We start from the raw sequence: 16,254 nt of genomic DNA on the forward strand, positions 1-16,254 counted from the left end.
ATGCTGATAATCTTGTTGACTATCAGTCTGACTCCACAAGCACCCACACGAATTGCTTGATTCAGTTGTTAAAGAGCGGTTGGTTAAGATCTTTCGTCTCAACCGAGCGGCGCATTCTACAGCAGCCCCTGTTGCTGTCAAGCGGTTATTTTAAGAAGTTTTCAAAGTTTCCTCTGCAACTTCAACCACTTGCGCTTCCGATCTCTCGTTAGCGGGAGGCGAATTCTACAGCGTTACTCGCTGCTGTCAACACCTCTTTTTCTCCGCTTTCGACCGAGAAGATCGAAACGTTAATAGGGTCAAACAACACGACCTTATCAACTCCTTCTGGGCTTCGATGAACTGAAGCAACTCGCTATCGAAACCTACATAACTCTTTGTTTACCAAGGAGTTTTCCGTTTCGACTGCGCCGGAAGTGGGCGAATTATAGACTTCCAGGATCTGCCGTCAACCCTTAATTTCGGCTTTCTATCAATAAGGTCGACTTGGCTAAAAATCGATCGCCGCTTCTTCTATATAGAAGGGCTCTCGCACTCATATAGAAGAAGGCGCTCAGATAACGCCTGACTCCTTCAACGCTGCAACACTTGACGAAGACAACCCCAGCACCTGCTGCAGCACCTGAAAGGTATGCTCGCCCAACAGGGGAGGCGCACTGCGGTATTCAACAGGCGTCTTGGAAAGGCGAATAGGACTGGCAACCTGTGGAACCATTCCAGCCAACGCGTGAGGCAGTTCGATAGCCAATCCCCGCGCTTGAACCTGAGGATCAGCAAACACCTGCGCCAAATCATTGATCGGCCCACAAGGCACGCCAACCTTCTCAAGCTGTGCCACCCACTCGGCCGTGGTCTTGAAGACAGTCGCCTGACGAATCAAAGGAATCAGCGCCGCCCTATTGGCCACCCGCAGCTTGTTGGTGGTAAACCGAGGATCATCTGCCCACTGAGACTGCCCAGCGACCTGAGCAAACTTGCGAAACTGCCCGTCATTACCCACGGTCAGAATGAAATCCCCGTCGGACGTGGGAAAGTCCTGATACGGCACGATATTAGGGTGCGCATTGCCTAGCCGCTTGGGCGACACACCCGTAGTCAGGTAATTCATCGCCTGATTGGCCAGACAAGCCACCTGGACATCCAGCAAGGCCATATCGATATGCTGCCCACCACCATCATGATCGCGGTGTGCCATGGCCGCCAGAATCGCAACGGTGGAGTAAAGCCCCGTCAGGATATCGGTCAAGGCAACACCTACCTTGACCGGCCCTTCGCCCTCATCGCCCTCAGGTCGACCGGTCAGGCTCATAAGCCCGCCCAACCCCTGAATCATGAAGTCATATCCAGCCCGCTTAGCATAAGGACCTGTCTGGCCAAAGCCAGTGATCGAGCAATAGATCAGCTCCGGATTGATTTCCTTGAGCGACTCATAGTCCAAGCCATAAGCCGCCAGGCCACCGACCTTGAAGTTCTCGATCAGAATGTCCGACTTCGCCGCTAGATCGCGAACCAGCTTCTGCCCCTCCGGCCGCGTGAAGTCGATGGTTACCGACTCTTTATTACGATTGGCCGATAAATAATACGAGGCCTCACTGGTGTTCTCGCCATAAGCGTCCTTAAGGAAGGGCGGGCCCCAGGCGCGGGTATCATCGCCATTGCCAGGCCTTTCGACCTTGATCACCTCAGCCCCGAGGTCCGCTAGAATCTGCCCGGCCCAAGGGCCCGCCAGCACTCGCGACAAATCCAGTACCCGCAGATGCGATAGCGCGCCCATGGTCGTCCTCCTATTAATAGAACGCCTGAATACCAGTTTGGGCGCGCCCCAGAATCAACGCATGCACATCGTGAGTACCCTCATAAGTGTTCACCACTTCCAGGTTGACCAGGTGACGGGCGATTCCGAACTCGTCGGAGATACCGTTCCCACCGAGCATGTCGCGAGCCATACGGGCAATATCCAACGATTTACCGCACGAGTTGCGCTTCATGATCGAGGTGATCTCGACCGCAGCCGTACCCTCATCCTTCATGCGCCCCAAACGCAGGCAGCCTTGCAGGGCCAAGGTAATTTCGGTCTGCATGTCCGCCAGCTTCTTCTGGATCAGCTGGGTAGCGGCCAACGGACGACCGAACTGCTGGCGATCAAGGGTGTATTGGCGAGCCGTGTGCCAGCAGAACTCCGCAGCACCCAACGCCCCCCAGGAAATGCCATAACGCGCCGAGTTGAGGCAAGTGAACGGCCCCTTCAAACCACGGACATCCGGGAAGATGTTTTCTTCCGGCACAAACACGTTGTCCATAACGATCTCACCCGTGATCGAGGCGCGCAGACCGACCTTGCCGTGAATCGCCGGGGCACTCAGGCCTTTCCAGCCTTTTTCCAGAACAAAACCGCGGATGTCGCCCGCATCGTCCTTGCCCCAAACCACAAACACATCAGCAATCGGGCTGTTGGTGATCCACATTTTGCTGCCGGTAAGGCTGTAGCCGCCATCCACCTTGCGCGCACGAGTAATCATCGCACCCGGGTCGGAACCATGGTCAGGCTCGGTCAGACCGAAACAACCAATCCACTCGCCGGACGCCAGCTTGGGCAGGTACTTTTGCTTTTGTGCTTCAGTGCCGAATTCATTGATAGGCACCATGACCAAAGACGACTGCACACTCATCATCGAACGGTACCCGGAGTCGACACGCTCGACCTCACGAGCGATCAAGCCATAGCTGACGTAGTTCAAACCGCTGCCGCCGTACTGCTCGGGAATCATTGCTCCCAACAAACCTGTTTCACCCATTTCACGGAAGATCGCAGGGTCAGTCTTTTCATGGCGGAAGGCTTCAAGAACGCGCGGCGCCAGCTTGTTCCGGGCGAACTGCTCGGCACTGTCGCGCACCATGCGCTCTTCTTCGGTGAGCTGCTGATCCAGCAACAGTGGATCGATCCAGTTGAAGCTTGCCTTACCGCCCATGAGTGAGTCCTCGCGAAGTAGATCAAAAGTCGTGCATGGAGCCTAGGCCGGGCAGGCGAGGAGAGCAAACGAGGTTTTTGCATGGCCTTGTGCTAATTTATCACTCCGTAACGATTCAGAAGGGCATATATGCCTTTTATTAGTGAGGGTACGGTACATGCGCAGGAAGATACCCAGCACCACAGCGCTGGTCAGTTTTGAGGCCGCAGCCCGCCACGAGAGCTTTACCAAGGCGGCGCAGGAGCTTTCCATCACTCAAGGCGCCATCTGTCGACAGATCGCCGGCCTTGAGGATTTTTTGAGTGTCGAGCTATTTCGGCGGTCGCGCCGCGGGGTGAAGCTGACCGAAGCCGGCCTGTCCTACAGCCGCAGAGTGGCGACTCAATTGGATGCAGTGGAGCGCGATACGCTGTCAGTGATGGGCCAGCAAGGTACCAATGTCATCGAACTGGCGGTGGTCCCGACCTTTGGCACCCAATGGCTGATTCCACGTCTCAAGGACTTCCAGCAGCAGCACCCGGAAGTCACCGTAAACCTCACCAACCGCACACGGCCCTTTCTGTTTGCCGATACCGAATTCGACGCGGCGATCTACTTTGGAGACGCCGACTGGTCAGGTACTGAATCTCACAGATTGATGGGAGAAAACCCACTCCCAGTATGCAGCCCAAAATTGCTGGGTGACCGCACACACTTCAGTGCACAAGAGATCGCCGAAATGCCCCTTCTGCAGCAAACCACCCGGCCTTACGCTTGGCGCCAGTGGTTCAACGCGCAGCAACTGAACGTCCCCCGCGACATGACAGGGCCCCGTTACGAGCTATTCTCCATGTTGTCCCAGGCAGCCATGCATGACATGGGTGTCGCGCTGATCCCGCCGTTCCTCATTCAACGGGAATTGAGCGAGCACCAGTTGGTGGTTGCCAGCCCTCAGGTCCTCGCAAGCTCAAAGGCCTATTACCTGATGATTCCCGAAAGGAAAGTCGAATCAGCCTCCCTGCATGCGTTCAGAGACTGGCTGATCGACCAGTCACAGCGCTACAACCCTAATGTTTAAGCAGGCGCTGCACCTTGTTGACCTTGTAGTCAATTAATATTGAATCCTACAGATATACATATATGTCGCAATTCGACAGACTGTACCTATCAGTCTTAAATTTGACTTTAAGCCATGACTTACGTGGCCTACAGCTCCTTATCAAGCCCGATACTCCCTTATTCACATCAACGATGGCGAAACCCCTTATTTTCGCCTTTATGCCTTTAGAAGCCTGCATTTGGCGTAGTTATTTACGGATATTGCGACAATCAGTCACAGGGTGACTTGTAGTTAATTTTTCGTCACCCGTCATAATCCCTTGATGCTCGTAAAGTTCGCCTGCAAAATGCCGCGCCCCGCTGTCATTTCGGCGGGATCGTGCTGATCGGCCGCCCCAGTCACGCCCTCCATGGCGCGCTGGCCTTTTTACAAAAAGATCAAAAGCAAAAAGATCACGCAGGAGATTTGACGTGCACATTGGTGTTCCTCTCGAAACCCAGACCGGTGAAACGCGGGTTGCTGCAACCCCGGAAACCATCAAGAAGCTGATCGGCCAGGGCCATAAGGTCACTGTACAGAGCGGGGCAGGCATTAACGCCAGCATCGTCGACAGTGCCTATGAAACGGCAGGCGCAACCATTGGCAGTGCCAGCGATGCATTTGGCGCAGAGCTTATCCTCAAGGTGGTCGCCCCCAGCGACAGCGAACTGACGCTGATCAAAAGCGGCACCGTATTGGTGGGGATGCTCAATCCGTTCAGCAACGAAATCATCACCAAACTCGCCGACTGCGGTATCACCGCCTTCGCCCTTGAGGCGGCACCGCGCACATCTCGCGCGCAAAGCCTGGACGTACTGTCCTCCCAGGCCAACATCGCCGGCTATAAGGCTGTATTGCTGGCCGCTCATCACTACCCACGCTTCATGCCGATGCTGATGACCGCCGCGGGAACAGTGAAAGCCGCCCGCGTGTTGATTCTCGGCGCTGGCGTTGCTGGCCTGCAGGCGATTGCCACAGCGAAACGGCTGGGTGCAGTGATCGAAGCATCCGACGTGCGCCCCGCGGTGAAAGAGCAAATCGAATCCCTCGGCGCCAAATTCGTCGATGTGCCGTATGAAACCGATGAAGAGCGCGAATGCGCCGTCGGCGTCGGTGGTTATGCTCGCCCCATGCCAACCAGCTGGATGCAGCGCCAGGCCCTCGCAGTGCATGAGCGCGCCAAGCAGGCCGATATCGTCATCACCACTGCACTGATCCCCGGTCGCAAGGCACCGACCCTGCTGAGCGCCGAAACCGTCGCGCAGATGAAGCCAGGCTCAGTGGTCATCGACCTCGCCGCAACCCAAGGCGGTAACTGCCCGTTGACCGTGGCCGATCAAGTGGTCGTGGAAAACGGAGTGACCATTTGCGGCCCGACCAACTTGGCTGGTGCCGTCGCCGCTGATGCCTCGGCCCTGTATGCACGCAACCTGCTGGACTTCCTGAAGCTGGTCTTCACCCAGGAAGGGCAGTTTGAAATCAACCTTGAAGACGACATCGTCGCCGCGTGCCTGATGTGCCGCGACGGCCAAGTCATCCGCAAAAACGCCTAAGCAGGGATTCAGACGATGGAAGAGCTTATCTCCCCCGGTATCTACAACCTGATCATCTTCGTGCTGGCGATTTATGTCGGTTATCACGTGGTCTGGAACGTCACTCCCGCACTGCATACCCCCCTGATGGCGGTGACCAACGCCATTTCGGCGATTGTGATCGTCGGCGCCATGCTCGCCGCAGCACTGACCGTCACTCCGCTGGGCAAGACCATGGGCACTCTTGCCGTGGCTCTGGCTGCGGTCAACGTGTTCGGCGGCTTCCTGGTCACCCGACGCATGCTTGAGATGTTCAAGAAAAAAGCCCCGAAAGCCGTAAAAGAAGAGGCGCCTAAGTAATGAGCATGAACCTTGTCACGACGCTCTACCTGATCGCGTCGATCTGCTTCATTCAGGCCCTCAAAGGTCTCTCGCACCCAACTACATCCCGGCGCGGCAACCTGTTCGGCATGCTCGGCATGGCGCTGGCAGTACTCACCACCGTGGGCCTCATCTATAAGTTGGGCGCTGAACTGGCCACCGCAGGTATCGGCTACGTGATTGTCGGCCTGCTGGTAGGCGGTACCGCTGGCTCAATCATGGCCAAGCGAGTGGAAATGACCAAGATGCCGGAGCTGGTAGCCTTCATGCACAGCATGATCGGCCTGGCTGCGGTGTTTATCGCCATTGCCGCTGTGGTTGAGCCGCAGTCCTTGGGTATCGTCAAACAGCTGGGAGATGCGATCCCTGCCGGCAACCGTCTGGAGCTATTCCTCGGTGCTGCCATCGGTGCCATCACCTTCTCCGGCTCGGTAATCGCCTTCGGCAAGTTGTCAGGCAAATACAAGTTCCGCCTGTTCCAGGGCGCATCAGTACAGTTCGCTGGCCAGCACAAGCTGAACCTGGTGCTGGGCCTGGCGACCCTGGGCCTTGGCCTGGCCTTCATGCTCACCGGCAACCTCAGCGCCTTTGCTCTGATGCTGGCCCTGGCGTTCGTGTTGGGCGTGCTGATCATCATCCCGATTGGCGGCGCCGACATGCCGGTGGTCGTATCGATGCTCAACAGCTATTCCGGCTGGGCAGCAGCGGGCATCGGCTTCTCGCTGAACAACTCGATGTTGATCATCGCCGGCTCGCTGGTAGGCTCCAGCGGCGCGATCCTCTCGTACATCATGTGCAAGGCGATGAACCGCTCCTTCTTTAATGTGCTGCTCGGGGGGTTCGGCACCACGAAAGAGGCCGCCGGCCCGGCAGGCTCGAAAGAGGCGCGCCCGGTGAAATCTGGCTCGGCCGATGACGCCACCTTCCTGCTGACCAACGCCGACACCGTGATCATCGTTCCCGGCTACGGCCTGGCGGTAGCACGAGCACAACATGCGCTCAAAGAGTTGACCGAGAAGCTGACCCAACGTGGCGTGACCGTGAAGTACGCGATCCACCCGGTCGCCGGTCGTATGCCTGGCCACATGAACGTGCTGCTGGCCGAGGCGGAAGTGCCTTACGACCAGGTGTTCGAGATGGAAGACATCAACTCCGAGTTCGGCCAGGCCGACGTGGTGCTGGTGCTTGGCGCCAACGATGTGGTCAACCCGGCCGCCAAGAACGATCCGAAATCGCCGATCGCCGGCATGCCGATTCTCGAAGCGTTCAAGGCCAAGACCATCATCGTCAACAAGCGCTCGATGGCCAGCGGCTATGCCGGCCTGGACAACGAACTCTTCTACCTGGACAAAACCATGATGGTCTTCGGCGACGCCAAGAAAGTCATCGAAGCCATGGTCAAGGCTGTCGAATAAACACTGCTCCAGCGCAATACCCTAAACCCCGGCCTTTAGTAGGCTGGGGTTTTTTATTGTCGGGAAAAACCCGACCAAAGGCTCTAAATCGCTGCCCTGCATTCGACCATGGTAGCGGGACGAAACTTTTTGAAATCACTAGACTGCCCACCTTGCCTCCGTTGCCCGAGATAACAATCCATGTACCGTGATCGTATCCGCTTGCCTTCGCTGTTGAACAAGGTCATGAGCGCTGCCGATGCCGCCGCCCTGATCCAGGACGGCATGACCGTCGGCATGAGTGGCTTCACCCGCGCCGGTGAAGCCAAGGCCGTGCCCCACGCCCTGGCCGAGCGCGCCAAGACCTCGCCGCTGAAAATCACCCTGATGACCGGCGCGAGCCTGGGCAACGACCTGGACAAACAGTTGACCGAAGCCGGCGTACTGTCGCGCCGCATGCCGTTCCAGGTCGACAGCACCCTGCGCAAGGCCATCAATGCCGGCGAAGTGATGTTCATCGACCAGCACCTGTCGGAAACCGTCGAGCTGCTGCGCAACAAGCAACTCAAGCTGCCGGACATTGCCATCATCGAAGCCGTCGCCATCACCGAGCAAGGGCACATCGTGCCGACAACCTCGGTCGGCAACTCGGCCAGTTTTGCGATTTTCGCCAAGCAAGTGATCATCGAGATCAACATGGCGCACAACCCAAACCTGGAAGGCCTGCACGACATCTACATACCGTCCTATCGCCCGACCCGCACACCGATCCCACTGGTGAAGGTAGACGACCGTATTGGCAGCACCGCAATCCCGATTCCGCCGGAAAAGATTGTCGCCATCGTCATCACCAACCAGGCAGACTCAGCGTCCACCGTGGCGGCGCCCGACAGCGATACTCAATCGATCGCCAATCACCTGATCCACTTCCTCAAAGAGGAAGTGGATGCCGGCCGTATGACCAACAAGCTCGGCCCGCTGCAAGCGGGTATCGGCAACATTGCCAACGCGGTGATGTGCGGCTTGATTGACTCTCCGTTTGAAGACCTGACCATGTATTCGGAAGTGCTTCAGGACTCGACCTTCGACCTGATCGACGCAGGCAAGCTGAGCTTTGCCTCAGGCAGCTCAATCACCTTGTCGGAACGTCGGAACGCTGATGTGTTCGGTAACCTGGAGCGCTACAAGGACAAACTGGTGCTGCGCCCACAGGAAATTTCCAACCACCCGGAAGTGGTGCGGCGCCTGGGCATCATCGGCATCAATACCGCGCTGGAGTTCGACATCTACGGCAACGTCAACTCCACCCATATCTGCGGCACGCGGATGATGAACGGCATTGGCGGCTCAGGCGATTTCGCCCGCAATGCGCACTTGGCGATCTTCGTCACCAAGTCGATTGCCAAAGGCGGGGCGATTTCCAGCGTGGTGCCCATGGTGAGCCACGTCGACCATACCGAACATGATGTCGACATCCTTGTGACCGAAGTGGGCCTGGCAGATCTGCGGGGCCTGGCTCCACGGGAACGGGCACGGGTAATCATCGATAACTGTGTACATCCAGCCTACCGCGATGCGCTGAACACCTACTTCACTACAGCCTGTACCCTGGGTGGGCATACCCCGCACATCCTGCGCGACGCACTGAGCTGGCACATCAACCTGGAAGAAACCGGGCATATGCTGAAAGCGTAATTGATACAGATCCGGGCTGATGCAAATACAGTTTCATCAGCCTTGGATTGCCAGCGCAGATTCCGCAAAAAACTGTACTGCTGTACCGGTCATTCCCTACCGAAAAATCCTACAATCACCCTCACAAACACCTATAACGCACCATTTAAGTGCCTACAGGTACAGTTTCCTCATTTCCGTACAGTACAGCCGCTATAAACAGTTAACTGGCCCCTCACAATACAGATGAACTGTATCTAGAGAGTCTTGTGCCGGAGGAGGATCATTGGCATCAGTTAAACCACTACCTAATCCCGCCACAAGCGGAAGGATGTCACCATGGAACGTACACTCAGTTCCGAACTGTTCTTCGAAGACAAAGCTGTAAACACCCAGGCTTCCCTGCCTTTACGCGTTATCGCCAACCTGATGTTGTGGCAGCGCCGCATCTCCAGCCGCCATCAATTGGCTCGCTTGGATTCGCGTCTGCTGGCTGATGCAGGGATCAGCGAAGCTCAACGCTACGAAGAGCTGAGCAAGCCGTTCTGGCGCTAATGTAGCGCCCGCTGGCCCGAACCCACTGGGTCCACCGCCAGCATCCCGAATTGTTATAGCAAGACCCGCCCCAGGTGACTGGAGGCGGGTTTTGTTGTTTTTGAGACCTCGATTTCAGACAGCACACAGAAGGCCTATCAAAAGATCAGTACAGTTAAAAAAACAAAACAATTAAACAGTACAATTTATTATTGGTGTATCTGTACCGGTAATAGCGACAAGCCCAACATGGTGCTCCAGAACACCAAGAAAGACGCTCGCCATGAACCCCTTGCCAAATACCCTCGCCACCTTTGCACGATGTAATCTTTTTAAACGCCTTCTGCGCCGCGCCGCCTACACATTAACCCAATGGGCACGGCGCGCCCGCACGCGGCGCCAGTTGGCCGAGCTCGACCCACGAGAATTGTCAGATGCAGGTATCAGCCATGGCAGCCGAATGGCCGAACTGTCCAAGCCCTTCTGGAGAGAGTAATCACGCCTACCGCCGGGACAGGCTATCCGAACAGATAAGTGGCAGCTAATATCCTGCTACCACGTGGCGAGCCCTATAGAACGCGCGTCTGATGCCCAACGGCAACAACGCCCAGCTTACAGCGGCGGCTCTGCGCCACCTTCTTAGTTCATTCACAGGAGTCACCCCATGTCCCGTCTTCGTCTGCTGAGCGCTGCAGCCCTGCTGGTCCTGGCCGCCAACGCAAGCGCTACCAGCCTGATCGTGACCACCGATTCGATCGTCGGCGCGCTAAAAGCTACTTCCGACGCCACCTCCGATGCCACGTCCTCACTGCGTGACAACAAGGTCGTACGCGCCGCCCGCGACGACGCGGCCAGCTTTGTTGCCAGCGAAGGCGCCATTCGTGGCGTGAAACTGGAAAGCGCCCTGGCACAGATCCGCCAGCAAGCGCCACAACTCAATACAACGACCGACGCGCAATTGGCCCAAGCCATCCTGGCGATCTGACCGCAAACCGGGACGAAGGGAGCGCCAGCCGTTCCCTGAGACCTCGGCGCTGGCTCTCGCCCGGGCATTGCGCTAGCCTTGACACTCGTTTTCAGTTGTCGAGTCCCATGGCTTTTTCATACCGCTTATTGATTGTCCCTGCATTGCTTGCTGGCTGTTGGTCCGGTTTGGCCCTGGCCTTTGACCTGTCCACCCAAAGCATCGTAGTCAGCGCTTATGCCACCAGCAAAGTGACCTCCGCCCCGTTCGACAATAAATTGATACTGGCCGCCCAGGATGACGCTGCTGCTTTCATTGCCACTGACGGCCAATGGCGGGGAGCCCAGCTGGAATCAGCGTTGGATTATCTACGTCGTACCCAGCCAAAACTTAAGTCCAGCGACCTTGAACTGGCTCAGGCAATTCTCGTCCAATAATCATCTTTGTCTTACGGAGTTATTCCATGCGTAGCCCGCTGATCGCCGCCGCCCTCGGTCTGCTGTTGTTGGTCGATGTTGCCCAGGCACAAACCCTGGTGGCCACCAGTAACATCATCGTCCGGGCCTCTGGCCGTACCATTGATTTCACCTCGGACACCACCACCTCAATCCGAGATTCAAAAATTGTGCGCGAAGCCCACGATGATGCCGCCAGTTTCGTCGCCAGCGATGGCAACATTCGCGGCGCCCAACTGGAAGCAGCCTTCAATACCCTGCGTACCCGCGTGCCAGAAGCCCGTGACGCTAGTGACCAGGTACTCGCCGAAGCCATCCTCGCACTGTGAGGCGCCTTGCCGCCTGGCTATTGGCCGCAACTGTACTGCTGTGTGGCAACACCGCCCAAGCTAGCCTGCAACTGCGGCTCAAGACCGACGGTTTGAGCCCGGCCGAACAGCAGGCTAGCCAGGTATTACTCGATGAAGCCATGCAGGCCTTGCCACCGCGCTTCATTGAGCAGCTGGACCGGCGCATAGACGTCGGCTGGACCAATGACATGCCCAGCAATGCCTACGGCCAGGCATCCCTGGTGTCCGAACTGGACCTCAATCGCAACCTGCTGGCCAGCCTCACCGACGGCACGGCTGCCACTAAAAAAACCAATCGCCCCCACGGCACCGTACGCCGGGAAATGCTCGCCACCGTGCTGCATGAACTGACCCACATCTACGACCGCGCCCGCCTGTGGCCCAACGCTGACCGCGCGCTGATCCAGCGCTGCAGCCGCCAAAACAGCATCACCGGCCTGATTGGCCTACCCGATCAATGCCGCGGGCAGAATGACCGCCGCTTCACCCTAAGCGACGACCCGCGCCTGCTGGACCTGGCTGGTTGGCCGCAATACGTCGGCCGGCGTGGCGAGCGCGAACAGCACAACCGGCAGATCGCCCGCAGCCCCGACATCTACGAAATCACCAATCCCAAGGAGTACGTCGCGGTCAACATGGAGTATTTCCTCCTCGACCCGAGCTACGCCTGCCGCCGTCCCTCGCTGTACCGCTATTACAAGGAGCACTTTGGCTGGGCGCCGCCAGTCAAGGACAACTGCGCCAAGACCTTCGCCTTCCTCAACGCCGGCAACGATTTCGCCAAGACCCCGTTGGGCCAGGTTGACCCAGAACGGGTCTACGCCATCGATTACCTGCTGGCCGAAGCCAACCAGAACCTGGTCAGCCGCTGGGGCCACAGCATGCTGCGCCTGGTGATCTGCGCACCGGGCCGGCCACGGGGTCCGGATTGCCGGCTGGATCTGGATCAGCACCTGGTGTTGTCCTACCGCGCCTTCGTGGGTGACGTACAGCTGTCGAGCTGGGATGGCCTGGTGGGCAAGTACCCGTCACGACTGTTCGTACTGCCATTGGCCCAGGTCATCGATGAGTACACCAAGACCGAGTTGCGCGGCCTGGCTTCTGTGCCGCTGATCCTGACGCGACAAGAGATCAACGACACCGTCGAGCATGCCGCCGAGATGCACTGGAGCTACGACGGCAATTACTACTTCATCTCCAACAACTGCGCGGTGGAAAGCCTGAAACTGTTACGCAGTGGCAGCGCCAACCCGCAATTGACCGGCCTGGACAACATCACCCCCAACGGCCTGCTGGAAGTGCTCAAGGGCCGGGGCTTGGCCGATACCAGCGTGCTGGACGACCCCAAAGAGGCCCTGCGCCTGGGCTATCACTTCGACTCTTTCCGCGAGCGCTACCAGGCGATGTTCGAGGTGCTGAAGAAGCACCTGCCGATCAAGCAAGCCCAAGTCGAAGACTGGCTGGCACTGAGTGCCAAGGAACGCCGCCCATGGTTCGCCCAGGCCGACCTGCGTACCAGCGCCGCGTTGCTACTGTTGGAGCAGGCGAGCTTCCGGCGACAGCTGATGCTGGCTCAGGACGAAGTCAAACAACGCTACCTGGGTGCTCGCGAGCTGAAGAACGGCGGCATGGACAAGGCCAACGCCACCTTGCAGCAAATCCTCGCCAACAGCGGCTTTCTTAGTCGCCCGGCAGAGCTGCTGGGCAGTAGCGGCTATGGATTGCCGCAGCCAGTGGAGTCCAAGCGCCTGGAGTCTGAGAGCAGCCTGCGCCAGAAGCAGCTGCAATCGCTAACCGGCGAACTGGACAAGGAAGTGAGAGCGCTGCTGGAGCCTTCAAGGGCAGCAGAGATTGCCGAGTGCGAGGCCAATCTCAAGCAGGTTGGCGAACACCTGCGGGCCTTGCACAAGGCCGCCGGTGGATTGGAGTTGCCTTAGAGCTGCTCTTCATCCTCCTGCGGCAACTGCTCATCCAGATGCACCCACGGCAACCGGCTCGTCACCCAGATATGCCGATCCGCTGGTGCATCTTCCGGATGATCCAGGGTCGCGATGGTCACATCGATACTTTCCGGGCTCAGCCGCGTCACCAGCGCCAACTGCGCACCACAGTGAGAACAGAAATACCGCATACAACTCTCAGAAGAGTCGTACTGCGCAGGCAGCCCTGTCACCCAGGCAAACGCTGAACGGGGCAGGGTGATCCAGGTGGTCACCAACCCACCGCTGGCCCTGCGGCAAATCGAACAGTGGCAATGGGCGATATCCACCAGCGGCCCGCTGAACTGATAACGCACCCTGCCGCAATGGCAGCCGCCTGCATGCAAATCGCTCATATCCCAAGCCCCTGGATGCTCTATGCCAGCAGATTACTCCCCGTCGCCTGTTTCTTCAGCGAAAGCTGGCTGAAAGCTTGCGCGATTAGGATCGCCCCCACTTCCGGCAATAGACCGGCAGGCCTGCCTGAGCGTTCCGACGCCCAACGGCCCAATTAACAACAACAATGGTGATTCTGATGTCTGCTCGTACCCGCCTGCTTGTCCCGACTCCTCCCGTACGCCTCGTGCTTTTCGTTCTGCGCTGACCAACCCTCGGTTCGCCATTCCCTAGCCGCGCTACGCCTGGAGTATTCCTATGCTGACTTTCCTTGGCTTTGCCATGGTCATCACGTTCATGTTCCTGATCATGACCAAGCGCCTGTCCGCGCTGATCGCCCTAATCATCGTCCCCATCCTGTTCGCGCTGTTCGGCGGCTTTGCGCCGAAAATCGGCCCGATGATGCTCGAAGGCATCACCAAGCTGGCGCCAACCGGCGTGATGCTGATGTTCGCCATCCTCTATTTTGCCCTGATGATCGACTCTGGCCTGTTCGACCCGGCCGTGCGCAAGATCCTCAAGCTGGTCAAGGGCGACCCGCTGAAAGTCTCGGTCGGTACTGCGGTGCTGGCGCTGGTGGTGTCCCTGGACGGTGACGGTGCCACTACCTACATGATTTGCGTGGCCGCCATGCTGCCGCTGTACAAGCGCATCGGTATGAGCCCGCGGATCATGGCCGGCCTGATCATCCTCGCCGGCGGTGTGATGAATATGACGCCATGGGGCGGCCCGACCGCCCGTGCTGCCAGCGCACTGCATGTGGACCCATCGGACATTTTCGTACCCATGATTCCGGCGATGCTCGCAGGCGTGGTGGCTATCCTGGTGATTGCCTACATGTACGGTAAACGCGAACGTGCCCGTCTCGGCGAATTACACCTGCTAGGCGATGAAATCGACCACAGCGAAATCAGCGTCTCGCAATACCCGGACGCCCGCCGTCCGAAGCTGATCTGGTTCAACGGCGCCCTGACCCTGGTCCTGATGTGCACACTAATCGCAGGCCTGTTGCCGCTGCCCGTGCTGTTCATGGTGGCCTTCAGTATCGCGATGATCGTCAACTACCCGTGCCTGCAACAACAGAAAGACCGCGTCGCCGCCCACGCCGGTAGCGTCCTGGCGGTAGTCGGGTTGATCTTCGCCGCCGGTATCTTCACCGGCATCCTGTCGGGCACCGGCATGGTCGATGCAATGTCTAAGAGCCTGCTGGCGGTCATTCCCGATGCCCTGGGCCCTTACCTTGCCGTAATCACCGCACTGGTGAGCATGCCGTTCACTTTCTTCATGTCCAACGATGCGTTCTACTACGGCGTACTGCCGGTACTGGCCGAAGCCGCCAGCCACTACGGTATCACCGCCGTAGAAATGGCCCGCGCCTCGATCGTTGGCCAGCCGGTACACTTGCTCAGCCCGCTGGTGCCGTCGACTTACCTGCTGGTGGCCCTGGCCGGTATCGAATTTGGCGATCACCAGCGTTTCACCCTCAAGTGGGCAGTGCTGGTGTGCCTGTGCATAATGGTTGCCGCGTTGCTGATGGGGATTTTTCCGCTGTACAGCACTCTATAATCGTACAACTCACTGCGCCGACCTGACCTGAGGGTTGGCGTGGCCCAGCACTCGCTCAAAGGAATACACATGGAATGGCTGAGCAATCCGGAAATCTGGATTGCCTTCTTCACCCTGACGGCTCTTGAGATCGTCCTGGGCATCGATAACATCATCATGATTTCGATCCTGGTCAGCCGTATGCCCAAGCATATGCAGGCGCGCACCCGAATCTTCGGCCTGGCCCTGGCCATGATCACGCGCATCCTGTTGCTGCTGTCGATCACTTGGGTCATGCGCCTTACAGGTGACTTGTTCACGGTGGTCGGCCACAGCGTTTCCGGGCGCGACCTGATCCTGTTCTTCGGTGGCCTGTTCCTGCTGTGGAAAAGCTCCCAAGAGATGTATCACGCGCTGGAAGGTGAAGACGAAACCCACGACGAGCCAACAGGCAAGGGTGGCAAGTTCATCTACACCGTCATCCAGATTGCGATCATCGACATCGTCTTCTCGCTGGACTCGGTCATTACCGCCGTGGGCATGGTTTCCCATGTTCCAGTGATGGTGGCGGCGATCATCGTCGCCGCACTGGTGATGATGCTGGCGGTTGGCACCATCAGCGACTTCATCGACAAACACCCGTCGCTGAAGATGCTGGCGCTGTCCTTCCTGCTGGTAGTGGGTACCGTATTAATCGCCGAAGCCTTCGACGTTCACATGCCAAAAGGCTACGTCTACTTCGCCATGGCGTTCTCGCTGGCTGTGGAAGCGGTGAACATCAAGATGCGCACCGCCATCGCGAAAAAGAAAAAACAGCAGGTCCCTGTGAAACTACGCAAGGATATTCCGGGTCAATAAACTTGCGCAGACCAAAATGTAGGCGTTCTCGCTCCACAGGAAAGAGGCTTTCGGGCCTCTTTTTTTCATCTGCAAAAAGCTGATTTCATGACAGTTTTGTTTCAATCCCTTCTTTAGCTATGCGATGCTGGCGCGCAGCCCATTC

At 57.8% G+C, this 16,254-nt stretch carries 16 protein-coding genes; 13 read left to right on the forward strand and 3 right to left on the reverse strand.

The features are described from left to right. Positions 1-553: 553 nt before the first annotated feature. Complete coding sequence (locus FQ182_RS17350) at positions 554-1,774, reverse strand: CaiB/BaiF CoA-transferase family protein (protein WP_149412722.1); 1,221 nt, start codon at positions 1,772-1,774, stop codon at positions 554-556. Positions 1,775-1,787: 13 nt separating this feature from the next. Then, positions 1,788-2,969 carry an acyl-CoA dehydrogenase gene (locus tag FQ182_RS17355; protein WP_149412723.1) on the reverse strand — a complete coding sequence of 394 codons (1,182 nt, stop codon included), beginning with the start codon at positions 2,967-2,969 and terminating at the stop codon, positions 1,788-1,790. A gap of 157 nt (positions 2,970-3,126) precedes the next feature. On the opposite strand from FQ182_RS17355, the gene FQ182_RS17360 reads away from it, so the two are divergent. From FQ182_RS17360 to FQ182_RS17410, 11 genes are all read left to right on the forward strand, one after another. Continuing rightward, positions 3,127-4,026, forward strand: a complete 900-nt coding sequence (locus FQ182_RS17360) for a LysR family transcriptional regulator (protein ID WP_178114476.1) — start codon at positions 3,127-3,129, stop codon at positions 4,024-4,026. A gap of 452 nt (positions 4,027-4,478) precedes the next feature. Further along, complete coding sequence (locus FQ182_RS17365) at positions 4,479-5,600, forward strand: Re/Si-specific NAD(P)(+) transhydrogenase subunit alpha (protein WP_149412725.1); 1,122 nt, start codon at positions 4,479-4,481, stop codon at positions 5,598-5,600. Positions 5,601-5,615: 15 nt separating this feature from the next. After that, positions 5,616-5,939 carry an NAD(P) transhydrogenase subunit alpha gene (locus FQ182_RS17370; RefSeq protein WP_003187010.1) on the forward strand — a complete coding sequence of 108 codons (324 nt, stop codon included), beginning with the start codon at positions 5,616-5,618 and terminating at the stop codon, positions 5,937-5,939. Next, on the forward strand, positions 5,939-7,375 hold the full coding sequence (locus tag FQ182_RS17375) for an NAD(P)(+) transhydrogenase (Re/Si-specific) subunit beta (protein WP_149412726.1): 1,437 nt from the start codon (positions 5,939-5,941) through the stop codon (positions 7,373-7,375). The genes FQ182_RS17370 and FQ182_RS17375 overlap by 1 nt, the downstream gene beginning before the upstream one ends. A gap of 180 nt (positions 7,376-7,555) precedes the next feature. Next, positions 7,556-9,049 (forward strand): acetyl-CoA hydrolase/transferase family protein, encoded by a 1,494-nt coding sequence (locus tag FQ182_RS17380; RefSeq protein WP_149412727.1) that lies wholly within the window; start codon positions 7,556-7,558, stop codon positions 9,047-9,049. A gap of 318 nt (positions 9,050-9,367) precedes the next feature. Next, on the forward strand, positions 9,368-9,583 hold the full coding sequence (locus FQ182_RS17385; RefSeq protein ID WP_007911656.1) for a DUF1127 domain-containing protein: 216 nt from the start codon (positions 9,368-9,370) through the stop codon (positions 9,581-9,583). A 262-nt stretch (positions 9,584-9,845) separates the two neighbouring features. Next, positions 9,846-10,058, forward strand: a complete 213-nt coding sequence (locus FQ182_RS17390) for a DUF1127 domain-containing protein (RefSeq protein WP_149412728.1) — start codon at positions 9,846-9,848, stop codon at positions 10,056-10,058. Positions 10,059-10,226: 168 nt separating this feature from the next. Beyond that, positions 10,227-10,547: a DUF2388 domain-containing protein gene (locus tag FQ182_RS17395; protein WP_149412729.1), complete on the forward strand. Its 321-nt coding sequence runs from the start codon at positions 10,227-10,229 to the stop codon at positions 10,545-10,547. A 107-nt stretch (positions 10,548-10,654) separates the two neighbouring features. Further along, positions 10,655-10,963 (forward strand): DUF2388 domain-containing protein, encoded by a 309-nt coding sequence (locus FQ182_RS17400; protein WP_149412730.1) that lies wholly within the window; start codon positions 10,655-10,657, stop codon positions 10,961-10,963. Positions 10,964-10,989: 26 nt separating this feature from the next. Further along, a complete protein-coding gene (locus FQ182_RS17405) occupies positions 10,990-11,310 on the forward strand; it encodes a DUF2388 domain-containing protein (RefSeq protein ID WP_149412731.1) in 321 nt (106 codons plus the stop codon). Then, complete coding sequence (locus tag FQ182_RS17410; protein WP_149412732.1) at positions 11,307-13,268, forward strand: DUF4105 domain-containing protein; 1,962 nt, start codon at positions 11,307-11,309, stop codon at positions 13,266-13,268. Before FQ182_RS17405 ends, FQ182_RS17410 begins: the two co-directional genes overlap by 4 nt. On the opposite strand, the gene FQ182_RS17415 is transcribed toward FQ182_RS17410, so the two are convergent. Next, a complete protein-coding gene (locus FQ182_RS17415; RefSeq protein WP_149412733.1) occupies positions 13,265-13,666 on the reverse strand; it encodes a GFA family protein in 402 nt (133 codons plus the stop codon). The genes FQ182_RS17410 and FQ182_RS17415 overlap by 4 nt on opposite strands. Before the next feature lie 298 nt (positions 13,667-13,964). On the opposite strand from FQ182_RS17415, the gene FQ182_RS17420 reads away from it, so the two are divergent. Continuing rightward, positions 13,965-15,272, forward strand: a complete 1,308-nt coding sequence (locus FQ182_RS17420; protein ID WP_149412734.1) for a CitMHS family transporter — start codon at positions 13,965-13,967, stop codon at positions 15,270-15,272. A 69-nt stretch (positions 15,273-15,341) separates the two neighbouring features. Next, a complete protein-coding gene (locus tag FQ182_RS17425; protein WP_149412735.1) occupies positions 15,342-16,109 on the forward strand; it encodes a TerC family protein in 768 nt (255 codons plus the stop codon). The last annotated feature ends 145 nt before the right edge of the window (positions 16,110-16,254 follow it).

It is taken from the genome of Pseudomonas sp. ANT_H4, assembly GCF_008369295.1.
In the GTDB taxonomy this organism is placed as follows: domain Bacteria; phylum Pseudomonadota; class Gammaproteobacteria; order Pseudomonadales; family Pseudomonadaceae; genus Aquipseudomonas.

What these genes read in the sequence shown, in the direction of transcription:
- FQ182_RS17375 (WP_149412726.1), top strand. Translation starts at nt 5,939, where the DNA reads ATGAGCATGAACCTTGTCACGACGCTCTACCTGATCGCGTCGATCTGC.
- FQ182_RS17380 (WP_149412727.1), top strand. Translation starts at nt 7,556, where the DNA reads ATGTACCGTGATCGTATCCGCTTGCCTTCGCTGTTGAACAAGGTCATG.
- FQ182_RS17360 (WP_178114476.1), top strand. Translation starts at nt 3,127, where the DNA reads ATGCGCAGGAAGATACCCAGCACCACAGCGCTGGTCAGTTTTGAGGCC.
- FQ182_RS17370 (WP_003187010.1), top strand. Translation starts at nt 5,616, where the DNA reads ATGGAAGAGCTTATCTCCCCCGGTATCTACAACCTGATCATCTTCGTG.
- FQ182_RS17390 (WP_149412728.1), top strand. Translation starts at nt 9,846, where the DNA reads ATGAACCCCTTGCCAAATACCCTCGCCACCTTTGCACGATGTAATCTT.
- FQ182_RS17350 (WP_149412722.1), bottom strand. Translation starts at nt 1,774, where the DNA reads ATGGGCGCGCTATCGCATCTGCGGGTACTGGATTTGTCGCGAGTGCTG.
- FQ182_RS17425 (WP_149412735.1), top strand. Translation starts at nt 15,342, where the DNA reads ATGGAATGGCTGAGCAATCCGGAAATCTGGATTGCCTTCTTCACCCTG.
- FQ182_RS17420 (WP_149412734.1), top strand. Translation starts at nt 13,965, where the DNA reads ATGCTGACTTTCCTTGGCTTTGCCATGGTCATCACGTTCATGTTCCTG.
- FQ182_RS17355 (WP_149412723.1), bottom strand. Translation starts at nt 2,969, where the DNA reads ATGGGCGGTAAGGCAAGCTTCAACTGGATCGATCCACTGTTGCTGGAT.
- FQ182_RS17415 (WP_149412733.1), bottom strand. Translation starts at nt 13,666, where the DNA reads ATGAGCGATTTGCATGCAGGCGGCTGCCATTGCGGCAGGGTGCGTTAT.
- FQ182_RS17395 (WP_149412729.1), top strand. Translation starts at nt 10,227, where the DNA reads ATGTCCCGTCTTCGTCTGCTGAGCGCTGCAGCCCTGCTGGTCCTGGCC.
- FQ182_RS17400 (WP_149412730.1), top strand. Translation starts at nt 10,655, where the DNA reads ATGGCTTTTTCATACCGCTTATTGATTGTCCCTGCATTGCTTGCTGGC.
- FQ182_RS17405 (WP_149412731.1), top strand. Translation starts at nt 10,990, where the DNA reads ATGCGTAGCCCGCTGATCGCCGCCGCCCTCGGTCTGCTGTTGTTGGTC.
- FQ182_RS17385 (WP_007911656.1), top strand. Translation starts at nt 9,368, where the DNA reads ATGGAACGTACACTCAGTTCCGAACTGTTCTTCGAAGACAAAGCTGTA.